Consider the following 13,478-nt stretch of genomic DNA (forward strand, 5'->3'; position numbering starts at 1 on the left):
CATCATTCTGCTGCGGGTTTTAATTCAACTGAATTTATAATTCGCTCTACCATCTCACTTGCATATTCATCATCTTTTTGCCAAGCAATAATAATTTGCTGTATAATATTTTGAGCTGAAAAATGCAATAACACGTATTCACCAGACACTAAGGAACCAGACTCTCCGATAGGAAAATTAGCAGTTCCATATGTCTTTAAACCTTCCGCGTTATTAGGCGTTACAAACTTGTCATTTTTAACAAAAATATTGGTCACCCCTTTGTTTTCAAAATCCTGGATAGCTTTTTCAGAAACAGCAATTATATTAATTGAATCTTCTGGCTTTTTATTTTTTAATATTGCTGTATTTAGAGTAATGTTTAAATTCCCTCCTAAACGACCATAGTTAAATGTTGTATAATCTATTTGCGCATTGGCTTGATTAATAGAATCTATTTCAATACGTTTTAATACTTCAGGTGTTGAAATTATAATTGGAGGAAACCCATAGTCACTTCGAACCCAATTACCTTCTAATAATTCCAGGCTTGAATTTCCTAAAAGCGTATCTTTTACATAAGTAAAACCGTATTTAGCACCAAAACCAACAAAGGTTATTATTAATACTCCAACAACTATAAGCGCTGAAGCAACAATTTTTCGGCGTTTCTTTTTACGTTCTAGATCCTCTTTATACTGCTCATCAAGAAGTTTTTCTTCTTCTGTTGGTTCTGGTAAAACAGCTTTAACATGATCAATTTCTTCGTCTATAACTTTTCTATCAAACTTAGCCAACTCTTTATCTGGTGAAGATTTTGCGAACTTAACTAAATCGGCACGTTTAAAAACATCCTCTAAGTTCTTAAGTGTTTCTGAACTCAAATCTATTTGATTTGCTTCTTTAAGCATATGCAAGCGCGACATCAACTCATCCGTGGTGCTTTCTAATGCATGATCATAAACTTTCTCATCTAAGTAACGACGAATAGCTAAGGTAAGCTCGGAATAATACGCTTTAAAAGCATCTTCCTCTAGATAACGATTATCGTCTAATTTTTTTAAGGCTAATTTAGCACGATCATATGGAGGGAGTAATGCTATTTTTTCTTCCTCGGTTAATCCTTTTTTTCGCCAAATAAACCAGTATAATAAACCAGCTATCAAAGCTCCAACAAATAAGACAACTAGCACTATTTGCCACCAGTTACTAGAGCTTTTTTCTAGAGAAATAATAGGTTTTATAGCATACAAACCTTGTTTAAGCGTATCAACTATTACAGGGTTTACCGTTACACCTAGAGAATCAGTAAAAAATGTTTTATCATTTATAATAACCTTTTGTCTAGGAATGGTATAAGCTCCTGAATCGAATTGGGTTAATCCGTATTTTTTAATCAGATTGAATTTTGCTGAATTTTTTGTAGTATCAATCTTATAGGATTCAATAACTTCTAGTGGTAAAAATGTAGCTCCTTCAGGAAAAACAACCAAATCTGTACTATCGGTTTCAACTTCTATTTGAAATGTTATTTCTTCACCTATTTTTATTTCAGTCGCATTTGTAGCCGACTTTACTTGGGCCACAGATAGTGTCGTATTTAAAAAAAAGATACAAGCACAAATAAGCATTGCTGGAAAACCAGAAACACTTGAGATTAAATTCTTATATCGGGAATAGTGATTCATAATTTGTGATATCAATTAGCCACGTTGTTTAAAATAGCCTAATAATTTTTTTACATAACTCTGGTCTACACGGCAATCGATTGCTCCTGCTCCTGATTTCGAGAAACTTTCCTTAAAGTAATTCACCCTTTCACCGTAGTATTTACTATAGCCTGAGCGAACTTTTTTAGAACCTGTATTAACCAAAATACGTTCGCCTGTTTCCTGATCCTGCATTTGAACCATACCTAAATTTGGCATCTCTTCTTCATGTTTATCATAAACACGAATACCGGAAATATCATGACGTCCTGCAGCAATTTTTAAATTATGTCTGTAGTCATCAGCCATAAAATCTGACAACACAAAAACAATAGCTTTACGTTTTAAAACATTCGATAAAAACTTAAGCGCTTCAGCAACATCTGTTTGTTGGCTTTTGGGCTCAAACTCTATAAGTTCACGAATAATACGCAGTACATGCGAGCGGCCTTTTTTAGGTGGAATATAAAGTTCAATAGCATCTGAAAACAAGATCAGTCCTATTTTATCATTATTTTGAGTGGCTGAAAATGCTAATGTAGCAGCAATTTCAGTTACAACTTCATTTTTGAATTGCGCATCAGTTCCAAAAAACTCAGAGCCAGAAACATCAACCATTAACATCATGGTTAACTCGCGTTCTTCTTCAAAAACTTTAATATGTGGTTCGTTTGTTCTTGCGGTTACATTCCAGTCTATATTTCGAACATCATCACCGTATTGATACTGTCTAACCTCGCTAAAAGTCATACCGCGCCCCTTAAAGGTAGAATGGTATTCTCCTCCAAAAATATGATCAGACAACCGGCGTGTCTTGATTTCAATTTTTCGTACTTTTTTCAGTAATTCTTTCGTGTCCATCACTTCAGTAAACAGTTTTCAGTCGCAATTTTTAAGTTTTCACTAATTCAACCAGTTAGTAGTAACTGGCACTAAAAACTCATTTACGGCACTTCAATTTCGTTTACAATTTTACTTACAATATCTTCTGAAGTAACATTTTCAGCTTCTGCTTCGTAAGTAATTCCTATTCTATGACGCAACACATCGTATACAACTGCACGTACATCTTCTGGAATCACATAACCACGACGCTTAATAAACGCATAACATTTTGCTGCTGTTGCCAAGTTAATACTACCACGTGGTGAAGCTCCAAAAGAGATTAGTGGTTTTAAATCAGCTAAATTATATTTTTCAGGGTAACGTGTAGCAAAAATGATATCTAGAATATATTTCTCTATTTTTTCATCCATATAAACTTCACGAACCGCTTTTTGCGCCTGTAAAATTTGTTGCACCGAAACCACCGGATTTACCTTTTCGAAAGCGCCTTTTAAATTGGCACGCATAATATGCTGTTCGTCTTCAATTTTTGGATAATCGATAACTGTTTTCAGCATAAAACGATCCACCTGTGCTTCTGGTAATGGGTATGTACCTTCTTGCTCAACAGGATTCATTGTTGCCATTACTAAAAATGGCTTATCTAAAATAAACGTTTCATCTCCAATAGTAACTTGCTTTTCTTGCATAGCTTCTAATAACGCCGATTGCACTTTTGCTGGCGCACGGTTAACCTCATCTGCTAAAACAAAGTTGGCAAAGATAGGTCCTTTTTTTATCGTGAAATCGTTCTCTTTAACATTAAAAATTAACGTACCAACAACATCTGCCGGTAATAAATCTGGCGTAAATTGAATTCTACTAAAAGAACCATGAACCGCTTGAGACAAGGTATTAATAGCTAATGTTTTTGCTAAACCAGGTACACCTTCTAATAAAATATGTCCCTGACCTAATAATCCGATAAGCAAACGTTCAACCATATGTTTTTGCCCTACAATTACCTTGTTCATTTCGAACATTAGTAAATCTATAAAGGCACTTTCTTTTTCAATTTTCTCGTTAATAGACGCAATGTCAATTGTAGGCGTATCTTCCATTCTTTTTTATTTTTAAAACACCCGAAAACAATGGGTTTATTTTAGAGTGCTAAATTGTTAAAATTTTTGCTTCGAGGCTGTTAATAATTGGTTAAAAATTAATGCACTTTTTTAAGGTGAATTATTAAAAATTTAACGCTTTATTTAAAAAAACAAGCGTACTAACAATTAAATTGCACAATATTTAAAGTAAATTAACAAACTATTCAAATTAAAAAAGAATTAATGAACTATTCAAATGTAATTGCTGGAACAATGACTTGGGGCCAATGGGGAAAGTCACTTTCTAAAAAAGAAATGACCAACCAATTAAATCATTGTTTATCAGAAAACATAACAACATTTGATCATGCTGATATATATGGCGATTACACAACGGAAACAGCCTTTGGAACAGCCTTTAAAGCAGCAAATATAAACCGTGAATCCGTACAAATAATATCAAAATGCGGTATCCAATACATGAGTGAAAGTCGGAATAACCGCGTAAAACACTACGATTATAGTAAGGAATACATTATTTGGTCTGTAGAACAATCTTTATCCAACTTACAAACCGAATACTTGGACACCATTCTTTTACACAGGCCTAGTCCATTAATGCAGCCTGATGAAATTGCCGAGGCTATTACCAAGCTAAAAAAAACAGGTAAAATTAAAAATTTTGGAGTCTCCAATTTCACTCCTAGTCAGATGGCTTTAATTAATAAATCGATTCCAATTTCAGTGAATCAAATTCAGTTTTCGTTAACTCACCACGAAGCTATGCATGATGGAACCTTAGATTATATGATGACTCACAATATAACCCCAATGGCATGGTCACCTTTAGGCTCCGTATTTAAAGAGAACTCCCCTCAAACAGTACGTGTATTAAAACAACTAGAAACTTTAACTAGCAAATACCAAGCAACAACAGACCAGTTACTTTTAGCCTGGATTTTAAAACACCCAAGCAATATACTTCCTGTTATTGGCACCACCAACACAACACGTATTAGCTTAGCGCAACGTGCAACACAAATAAATTTAGAAACAGAAGATTGGTTTTTAATTCTAGTTGCTGCTCAAGGACATAAAGTCCCTTAAAACTTAACAAAAAAATAAAAACAGCTTTAATCAACCCCCAAAAATGACAACAAAAACAGCCTTAATAACAGGAGCAACTAGCGGTATAGGGCGCGCAACCGCTTATGAATTTGCTAAACATGGCATACAATTAATTTTATGTGGCCGACGTCAAGATCGTTTAGACACCATAAAAAAAGCACTTGAAAGCAAAACAAAGGTTCACACCCTTAATTTTGACGTGAGTAATTTAGAGGCCACACGTTTGGCACTCACTGATTTACCTGATGAATTTAAGCAAATTGATATATTAATTAACAATGCAGGAAACGCACATGGCATGGACAGTATTCAAGATGGACAAATTGAAGATTGGGACGCTATGATGGATATAAATGTAAAAGGCGTACTTTATATGAGTAAGCTAATTATGCCACAAATGATAGACCGACAAACTGGACACATAATTAATATTGGATCTTCAGCAGGGAAAGAAGTTTACCCTAAAGGCAATGTTTATTGCGCTAGTAAACACGCCGTCTTAGCTATTACTGAAGGTATGCGTATTGATTTAAATCCACACGGTATTAAAGTAACTGCAATAAACCCAGGTTTGGTTGAAACCGAATTTTCACAAGTTCGCTTTAAGGGTGGGCCTCAAGCCAACTCCGTTTACAAAGGTTATAAAGCTTTGCAACCCGAAGATATTGCTGAAATTATTTATTTCGCTGTTAGTAGACCTGCACATGTAAATATTGCCGACTTACTAGTGTTTCCAACTGCACAAGCCTCGTCAACAATCGTCAAAAAAACCTGATTTAAAAAGCAATACAAACAAATACAAATCATGCTCAACAAACGCTTGCTCATAAAAAACCTATTAGCTCACAATGATGAGAATAGCTTTTATGACAAAAAGCGTAAGATTGATATTAGCTATAAAGAAGGTAAAGCAAAATTCTTGAAACACATCTGTGCACTTTCTAATAGCAATCCAAAAAACAACGCCTATATGGTTATTGGCGTTGAAGATAAAGACAGTAAAATAATTGGTGTAGATTTCTTTGACGACAGCAAAATTCAGAACCTAATAAATGCGTATTTAACAAACCCTCCAATTGTTCAATATGAAAACATCTCTTTCCCTCACCTAAGCAACAGTAAAGTTGTGGGCCTTGTTACTATTAGAAGTACTGGAAAAATAACGTCTTTGCGAAAAAACATTGGAAAGTATTATGGGGGTTCGGTATTTTTCAGAGATGGCAGCATAAGTATGCCCAAGGTCTTTGACATTGAAATATCCGATACAAACTCCACCATTGTTAAAGCTATTGAAAATCATTCACAAAACAATATTAGTCATACCCTAGATGGTGTTTTCGACTTTATGAAGGCTCGAAAAGACTACAAACCACAATATAAAGTATTTAAAGAGTACTTTGTAGTCTGTTGGGCTGGACAAGAAAAAATAATAAAAGATGACATATTTTATTCCCGTGTAGATATTGAACTTATCAATGAGCAAGTCCGCTTATTTTACTCAGCCCTAGATGATGTTTCAATCAGTTTTACTGAAGACTCTTTTAAAATTACCGAATTTATAAATTTAGGCTTACAACAAGCCCAGCGTTTTTATCCGCTTGAAGAAACTACTATTCATTTCTCCGAGCACGGACAATACAGCATAAAAAGCACGCTAACATTTTCTCCTCCTCAATACGATAAAAAGATCTTGCATCATATTTATAATACCAATAATGCGCTCTTAGAAAAAATAGAGAACAAACAAGAACTAACTAAAAGTGAGTATCTCGATTTAGAAAACCTTCCTGCCACCTACCTTATTTGTTATCTAAACAATTTTAAAGACGCTATAAACAAACTCACGAATGCCAAATTAACACTAAAACGATATCCAAAAACGTACGTTTTATACAAACAAGCTATGCGTGTTTTAAGAAAAGTTAAATACAATTAAGCCACAAACAACTCGTCTATTAGGCAAAAAACCTGCTTCCACAGAAATATTCAACTACTAGTGTTAACCTTTACTGTGTATTTGCTATTAAATAGTAAATAACAAAAACTAATATTATGAATATTTTAAAAAATTTACCCTTAGCATTAATTACAGTTGCTTTTTTTAACTGTAGCAGCGATGACGATTTAAATACCACATTTACGCCATCCACAAATGATTATAGTATAACAATAGATGAAAACCCTATTAACGGGTTGTTAATTGGAACCATACCTAGCTCGACTACAAGTAGCACAAATTACACAATAACTTCTCAATCCATCAACAATGCGCTACGCATTGATTCAAGTTCAGGGAATTTAATTGTAAACGACGCTTATGTTTTCGATTTTGAAACATCACCACTCATTACTGCAACCGTAAAAAACTTAGAGAATAATAACATTACAAATGTTAGCATCAATTTGAACAACGTAGATGACATCCAATCGTTCCTCACAACCTCTAAAGCCAGCTATATCGCTACCGAAGATAGCAGTTGGGTACAAATCACTCAAACCGAATACGAACTTTTAGCCGAACGTTTAAATTACGTTTCAACTTTGGGTTCAACTAATAATGACTACCAAACAGCTACAGCTACAGCAATTGATAATGTTACCGTAACTAACGTTGGTGGAAGTCCAAATCTTCCTCCTAACAATTACTTTTTTGGTTTTAAATATCATGCTATGTCCGACAATGTCGTTGGTGCTCGAGTTAAAATTTCTGTGACCGATCCACTTTACGGTTTTCTTGGTTGGGGAAGATATTTACCAGAACACGATAGTGGAGACAATTATTTTGTACTTAAAAACGACCTAGCTTTTCCTGTATCAGAAGACGCTTATATTGCCGTATACACACCAGGAGATATTGGACATATCAACTCAACAGCAGATAAAACATGCTACGGAACTAATGGAGATTCAACTTCTATTCCCGCAGACAATATATCAACCGGAATTATTTACCTATACCAAGGTTTATACACCTCGCAAAAACAATGGGGCATATAACATTTCTAAATTCATAAAATTAAGTATCATGAAATATTTAAAACTACTGACTTTTGGCATACTCCTTTTATGTCTTTTTAACTGCAGTAAGGATGACGATACCACAGAAACACCATATAAACCAACAATTTCAGAACAGTTAGCTGGTAAATGGTACCTTATTGAACTTATAAACATAAGTAGCGACACACAAATCATATTAAACGATTGCGAAAAGAACTCTTATTATCAGTTTGACGTTAATAAAAATTTTCAATCAGAACTCTACAATTTAGACGACGATAATTGTATAGCTAACGAAATCATCTATGCAACCTATGAAATTATAGAGCTAGATGGCGAGTATGGTATTAGAATTACTCATGAAACAAGCACTGAGTTATCTAAAATTGTAAATTTAACAGACACTGAATTAATTCTAGAAAACCAAGCGTTCGGCGTTAGACACACTGTATTTAACAGAGGCTAAGAGTCCCAAAAGGCAGAAAAATCACATAATTCCCTAAACAGAAAAAAGCCGTTTTAATTCCTTAATTGGAAAAAACGGCTTTTTGAATTTATAAAAATGAAATATGTTATAAATCAAATTTAATTCCTTGCGCTAACGGCAATTCATCTGAATAATTCACAGTATTTGTCTGACGACGCATATAAACTTTCCATGCATCAGATCCGGACTCACGGCCACCACCTGTTTCCTTTTCACCACCAAATGCACCACCAATTTCAGCACCCGATGTACCAATATTTACATTAGCAATACCACAATCAGACCCTGCAAATGACAAGAATTTTTCAGCTTCTTTCATTTCATTTGTCATAATAGCTGACGATAAGCCTTGAGCCACACCGTTTTGTTTATCTATAGCATTCTCCACCTCACCTGAATATTTCATTAAATACAATACAGGCGCAAAGGTTTCGTGCTGTACAATTTCAAAATCATTTTCAGCTTCAATAATAGCTGGTTTTACATAACAACCACTTTCATAACCTTCACCTTCTAAAACGCCACCTTCAACTAATACATTACCACCTTCAGCTTTTGCTTTTTCAATAGCTTGTAGATACATATTCACAGCATCTTTATCAATCAACGGTCCTATATGGTTTTTCTCATCTAATGGATTCCCAATAGTTAACTGCTTATAAGCACCAACAATAGCATCCTTCACTTTATCATAAACCGACTCGTGTATAATTAAACGTCGTGTAGATGTACAACGTTGCCCTGCAGTTCCAACAGCACCAAATACAGCACCAGGAACAACTACTTTTAAGTCTGCCGTTGGCGTAATAATAATTGCATTATTTCCACCTAACTCTAATAAACTCTTTCCAAATCGTTCAGCAACTGTAACCCCTACTATTTTACCCATTCGTGTAGATCCAGTAGCTGAAATTAATGGAATTCGCGTATCTGTAGTCATCATTTCACCAACTTTATAATCGCCGTTTATGATACATGAAATTCCTTCAGGCAGGTTATTTTCTTTTAAAACACCTGCAATAATATTTTGGCAAGCTATAGAACACAAAGGTGTTTTTTCAGAAGCTTTCCATACACATACATCTCCACAAACCCAAGCCAAAGCTGTATTCCAAGCCCAAACAGCGACTGGGAAATTAAATGCAGAAATAATTCCAACAACTCCTAAAGAATGCCATTGCTCACGCATAACGTGGCCCGGTCTTTCTGAAGGGATTGTCTGTCCATTTAACTGTCTTGATAATCCAACAGCAAAATCACATATATCAATCATTTCCTGAACCTCACCATAACCTTCTTGTAGGGATTTACCCATTTCAAAAGACACTAAACGCCCAAGAGGCTCTTTTAATTCACGTAATTTATTTCCAAACTGACGTACAATTTCACCACGTTGTGGTGCAGGCATTGTTCGCCATGTTTTAAAAGCGGAAGTAGCAGTATCCATCACTTTATCATAATCCGCTCGGGTTGTTGTTTTAACCTTAGCAATTAATTTTCCATTTACGGGTGAAATACTCTCAATAACCTCACCACTTGCAAAATTAATAGACCCTGTTGAAGTGCCTTCATTTATATCTTTAACACCTAAATCTTTTAGGGCTTTTTCAATTCCGAAATCTGTTGCAACTCCTTGCATAAATATCTATTTTTTAATTATTAATCTTAATATTTGCGAATATACTAATTAAAGAAGCCTTATTAAAGGGAAATGATTTTAAAATTGTTAACTTTCAGTTCTCGTTAAAAATTTTTAGTCATGAAAAAACCTATTTATATTTTAATGCTTTTTGCTCTATTATTTAATTGCAAAACGAAAGAAGAGTTAGATGCTATTTCTAATTCGAATAATCCAACTCCTAAAGATAGCACTGAAGTAAAGGTTAATGATTTTGCTATAGTTATCCATGGAGGTGCAGGATTCATGACCAAACAAAATATAACACCAGAAAACGAAGCTGCCTATAAATCCAAACTAACCGAAGCCATACAAATTGGGCATAACATTCTAAAAAAAGGCGGAACAAGCATCGAAGCTGTAGAGAAAACAATTACTATACTTGAAAATTCCCCGCTTTTTAATGCTGGAAAAGGAGCCGTACTCACACATTCGGAAACTCATGAATTAGACGCTTCTATAATGGATGGAAAAACACTAAATGCTGGAGCTTCTGCCGGAACTACAACCGTTAAAAACCCTATTAGTCTGGCGCGCACTATTATGGAAAACTCACCTCATGTCATGCTATCAGGAACGGGTGCAGAAGAATTTGCAGAGCAGCAAGGTTTAACTTTAGTGAACACCGAATACTTTTTTACAGAAAACAACTTAAAGAACTTAAACAGACTTAAACAAAAAGAAACGAATGATTTAACAAATCCTGCCGACAGCCTTAAACTAGCACATTATAACACGACCATAAAAGGCTTAAAATTTGGAACTGTTGGCTGCGTTGCCTTGGATAAAAATGGCAATTTAGCTGCAGGAACCTCAACTGGTGGAATGACAAACAAACGTTACGGACGCATTGGAGATGCCCCAATTATTGGCGCAGGAACATATGCGAATAACAATAGTTGTGCTATTTCTAGCACCGGCTGGGGCGAGTTTTTTATTCGTGCAGTAGTAGCTTATGATATTTCGGCATTAATGCAGTATAACGGATTTACTCTCCAAGAAGCCACTCATGAAGTTATACAGAACAAACTAGCTGATTTAGGTGGCAATGGCGGCGTTATTGCCATTGATAAAAATGGTCATATTGTAACGGAGTTTAACACACCTGGCATGTTTCGCGCATCAATGAACCAACAGGGTGAGCTAACATTAGGCATTTACGAGAATAACGAAAAATAAAAGGAATCTTCAAACATATTGTTTTGTCACATATTATAAGTTCCAATTCTTAAATGGGTTTTTACTTAACTGTGAATTATAATACTTAGTATCACCTGTGACCTCAACACCTAACCAATTTGGCTTTTTATAAACTTCGGTATGATGTTGCAATTCAACTTCAGCAACAACTAATCCTTCGTTATCTCCAAAAAATTCATCAACCTCAAAGATGTGATTTCCATACGGTATTTCATAACGTATTTTATCTATAACACCGGGCTCACAAAGCTCCAATAAATCTTGAGCATCCGTTTTAGGAATTTCCTTTTCCCATTCAAAACGCGACAAACCATCATTTGTAGATACACCTTTAACAGTTATAAACCCCAGTTCTCCTTTTATTCGAACTCGTACCGTTCGAGCTTTATGTGTATTTAAAAACCCTTGAATTATGCGGATTTCCTTTGCCGATTCGGCTTTAAAATCTTGAGAGTTAACTAAAAATTTACGTTCTATTTCAATCATAAACTACTACTAATTTTTATATTATTTTTGAGCTATCTTATTAATATCATCCGACTGAATACGACTCTCAGGGTAGTTGTTATCGGCTAAAAAGAGCATACATTTTACAATAGCTTCAGGTTTGATAGATTTATATTTTGCTAAATTTCCAATTAAAAACGGATTAATCAAAGCCATTACTATTTTAGCGAGTTTCTCCCCTAAACGATTTTCGTTTCTATTTCCCGATATCAAAGAGGGCTGCAACACGTAGGTATGTGGAATTTGTTGAGCCAAAACAGCATCTTCCATCCGTCCTTTGGTTCGGTTATAAAAAACCTTACTCGATTTATCGGCTCCTAAAGCTGAGATAACAACAAAGGTTTTAATACCATTTTCTTGAGCTAATTCTGCTGCTGAAACCGGAATACCATAATCTATTTTTAAATAGGTTTCTTGATCTGGGGTTTTAGCTTTAGTGGTTCCTATACAGCAAAAAACAACATCGGCAACAAAATTTTCTTTATGTAATTTTAGCTTGAAAAGATCAACTATATGCTCATCTATTTTCTCATGAGATATTCCGCAACTTGAGCGTGAAAACAGTTTAATTTTTTCATAGTCTTCTGCCTTTAAAAGTTCTTGTAAAAGCAAGCCTCCTGATAACCCTGTTGCTCCCAAAATAATAGCTGTTTTCCCCATAATGACCTGTTTATATGCTAAAGATATTATAAATTTACATCATGCCAGACACATTTCCCATTAGAAAAATTATTCATGTTGATATGGATGCTTTTTATGCATCTGTTGAACAAATGGATAATCCTGAACTAAAGGGAAAACCTCTAGCTGTTGGTGGCAGCGGAAACCGAGGTGTTGTAAGTGCCGCTAGTTATGAGGCTCGTAAGTTTGGAGTAAGAAGTGCTATTAGTGGTGCAAAAGCTAGGCGCTTATGCCCGGAATTAATTTTTGTTCCAACACGCTTTGACAGGTACAAAGCTATTTCTAAACACATTCGAAAAATTTTCCATGATTACACAGATTTAGTTGAACCCTTATCTTTAGACGAAGCCTACTTAGATGTTACTCAAAACAAAAAGGGCAATCCTAGTGCAAGTCTAATAGCTCAAGAAATTAGAGAACGTATCTTTAATGAAGTTGGTTTAACGGCCTCTGCAGGCATTTCTATCAATAAATTTATTGCTAAAGTTGCTAGCGATTATAATAAACCTAATGGCCAGAAAACAGTAAACCCTGAAGAAGTATTAAGCTTTTTAGAAGCACTTGATATTCGTAAATTTTACGGTGTAGGCAAAGTAACAGCGGAAAAAATGTATCAGCATGGTATTTTCACGGGAGCCGATTTAAAATCTAAGTCCGTTGATTATTTAGATACGCATTTTGGTAAATCTGGTCGGTATTATTACCATGTGGTTCGTGGTATTCACACTAGCGAAGTTATACCTAACAGAATCCGAAAATCCTTAGCTGCAGAACGAACATTTAGTGAAAATTTATCGTCAGAGGTTTTCATGCTAGAAAAACTAAAACATATAGCTGATGAAGTTTCTAGACGCTTAATAAAAAGTGGGGTTGCCGGAAAAACCATCACCTTAAAAATAAAATACAGCGATTTTACCTTACAAACTCGTAGCAAGACGCTTCCTTATTTTGTTAGTGATAGCAGCATTATATTAGAAACCGCTAAAGACTTACTTTATCAAGAAAGCATGCAAAATTCGGTTAGACTTTTAGGTATTTCACTATCAAACCTTAACACTGAAAAGAAATCTAAAAAGAAGGTTGAAGATAAGCATGCCGTAAGTGTGCAGTTACAGTTTGCTTTCTAAACCTATTACCCTAAATTTCTAGGTATAAAAAAACCTCATTAATTAAAATAATCA

General features: G+C 34.8%; 13 protein-coding genes. 7 read left to right on the forward strand and 6 right to left on the reverse strand.

The genetic code is table 11. The annotated features are described in order from the left end of the window. Positions 1 to 2 precede the first annotated feature (2 nt). The 3 genes from ACW5R3_RS00825 to ACW5R3_RS00835 form a co-directional block, all read right to left on the reverse strand. Entirely contained in the window at positions 3 to 1,667 is a 1,665-nt protein-coding gene (locus tag ACW5R3_RS00825; protein WP_456577726.1) for a hypothetical protein, read from the reverse strand. Positions 1,668 to 1,682: 15 nt separating this feature from the next. Continuing rightward, positions 1,683 to 2,549 carry a DUF58 domain-containing protein gene (locus ACW5R3_RS00830; protein ID WP_456577727.1) on the reverse strand — a complete coding sequence of 289 codons (867 nt, stop codon included), beginning with the start codon at positions 2,547 to 2,549 and terminating at the stop codon, positions 1,683 to 1,685. A gap of 83 nt (positions 2,550 to 2,632) precedes the next feature. Next, entirely contained in the window at positions 2,633 to 3,634 is a 1,002-nt protein-coding gene (locus ACW5R3_RS00835) for an AAA family ATPase (protein ID WP_456577728.1), read from the reverse strand. A gap of 225 nt (positions 3,635 to 3,859) precedes the next feature. Here ACW5R3_RS00835 and ACW5R3_RS00840 point away from each other — a divergent pair, with 225 nt between their 5' ends. From ACW5R3_RS00840 to ACW5R3_RS00860, 5 genes are all read left to right on the forward strand, one after another. Next, entirely contained in the window at positions 3,860 to 4,723 is an 864-nt protein-coding gene (locus ACW5R3_RS00840; protein WP_456577729.1) for an aldo/keto reductase, read from the forward strand. A gap of 43 nt (positions 4,724 to 4,766) precedes the next feature. Continuing rightward, positions 4,767 to 5,519, forward strand: a complete 753-nt coding sequence (locus ACW5R3_RS00845; protein ID WP_456577730.1) for an SDR family NAD(P)-dependent oxidoreductase — start codon at positions 4,767 to 4,769, stop codon at positions 5,517 to 5,519. A gap of 30 nt (positions 5,520 to 5,549) precedes the next feature. Then, positions 5,550 to 6,680, forward strand: a complete 1,131-nt coding sequence (locus ACW5R3_RS00850) for a DUF5929 domain-containing protein (RefSeq protein WP_456577731.1) — start codon at positions 5,550 to 5,552, stop codon at positions 6,678 to 6,680. 116 nt (positions 6,681 to 6,796) lie between these two features. After that, complete coding sequence (locus ACW5R3_RS00855) at positions 6,797 to 7,741, forward strand: hypothetical protein (protein ID WP_456577732.1); 945 nt, start codon at positions 6,797 to 6,799, stop codon at positions 7,739 to 7,741. A gap of 28 nt (positions 7,742 to 7,769) precedes the next feature. After that, positions 7,770 to 8,210: a lipocalin family protein gene (locus tag ACW5R3_RS00860; RefSeq protein WP_456577733.1), complete on the forward strand. Its 441-nt coding sequence runs from the start codon at positions 7,770 to 7,772 to the stop codon at positions 8,208 to 8,210. A gap of 106 nt (positions 8,211 to 8,316) precedes the next feature. Here ACW5R3_RS00860 and amaB read toward each other — a convergent pair whose 3' ends face one another. Next, on the reverse strand, positions 8,317 to 9,870 hold the full coding sequence (gene amaB, locus ACW5R3_RS00865) for an L-piperidine-6-carboxylate dehydrogenase (RefSeq protein ID WP_456577734.1): 1,554 nt from the start codon (positions 9,868 to 9,870) through the stop codon (positions 8,317 to 8,319). A gap of 120 nt (positions 9,871 to 9,990) precedes the next feature. On the opposite strand from amaB, the gene ACW5R3_RS00870 reads away from it, so the two are divergent. Then, positions 9,991 to 11,088, forward strand: coding sequence for an isoaspartyl peptidase/L-asparaginase family protein (locus ACW5R3_RS00870; RefSeq protein WP_456577735.1), 1,098 nt, complete (start codon positions 9,991 to 9,993; stop codon positions 11,086 to 11,088). Positions 11,089 to 11,121: 33 nt separating this feature from the next. On the opposite strand, the gene ACW5R3_RS00875 is transcribed toward ACW5R3_RS00870, so the two are convergent. Both ACW5R3_RS00875 and ACW5R3_RS00880 read right to left on the reverse strand, forming a co-directional pair. Further along, on the reverse strand, positions 11,122 to 11,595 hold the full coding sequence (locus ACW5R3_RS00875; protein WP_456577736.1) for a CYTH domain-containing protein: 474 nt from the start codon (positions 11,593 to 11,595) through the stop codon (positions 11,122 to 11,124). Between the two features lie 21 nt (positions 11,596 to 11,616). Then, positions 11,617 to 12,276, reverse strand: coding sequence for an NAD(P)H-binding protein (locus ACW5R3_RS00880; RefSeq protein ID WP_456577737.1), 660 nt, complete (start codon positions 12,274 to 12,276; stop codon positions 11,617 to 11,619). Positions 12,277 to 12,317: 41 nt separating this feature from the next. Here ACW5R3_RS00880 and dinB point away from each other — a divergent pair, with 41 nt between their 5' ends. After that, entirely contained in the window at positions 12,318 to 13,424 is a 1,107-nt protein-coding gene (gene dinB, locus ACW5R3_RS00885) for a DNA polymerase IV (RefSeq protein WP_456577738.1), read from the forward strand. The last annotated feature ends 54 nt before the right edge of the window (positions 13,425 to 13,478 follow it).

The organism is Algorimicrobium bowmanii (assembly GCF_054031195.1).